The organism is Paenirhodobacter populi, assembly GCF_004022215.1.
Classification (GTDB): Bacteria; Pseudomonadota; Alphaproteobacteria; order Rhodobacterales; family Rhodobacteraceae; genus Rhodobacter; species Rhodobacter populi.
The window spans coordinates 1-519 of the sequence record NZ_SAUZ01000091.1; the positions used below are offsets into that span (position 1 = coordinate 1).

General features: G+C 62.0%; 1 protein-coding gene and 1 pseudogene. Both read left to right on the forward strand.

Features of this window, described 5'->3' with window-relative positions; genetic code table 11:
- A pseudogene (locus D2T30_RS22950) lies at positions 1-207 on the forward strand (IS21 family transposase); the annotation flags it as partial.
- Positions 204-519: ATP-binding protein (locus D2T30_RS22955; RefSeq protein WP_164884420.1), on the forward strand; the 316-nt coding region annotated here is incomplete at its 3' end. The pseudogene D2T30_RS22950 and the gene D2T30_RS22955, both read left to right, overlap by 4 nt.

The window sequence follows — 519 nt, forward strand, 5'->3', positions numbered from 1 at the left end:
GATCTGCGTGTCGCTGTAACGCAGGCCCTCCGGATGGGGGCGCTCAGCTTCGATGTGGTGAAGCATCTTCTCCTATGCCGGGTGGAACGCCGACCGCCACGACTGGACCTCGACTGCTATCCCTACCTGCCGAAGGCCACGGTCGAAAAGACCAGAGCCGGGTCTTACATGCGGCTGCTGTCGGACGACGCGGAGGATGCGGCATGAGTGATGCCCCGGAAATCCTGCTCGCCCATCACCTCAAGGCGCTGAAGCTGCCGACTTTCCTGCGCGAGCATCAGAAGCTTGCCCGCCAGTGCGCGGCGGAAGGGCTGGACCATGTTCGATACCTGGCACGGCTTGTCGAACTCGAACTGATCGATCGGGAACGGCGGATGGTCGAGCGCCGCATTAAGGCCGCGAAGTTCCCGGCGGTCAAAAGCCTGGACAGCTTCGACTTCGCCGCTATCCCGAAGCTCAACAAGATGCAGGTGCTGGAACTGGCCCGGTGCGAATGGATCGAACGGCGTGAGAATGTCA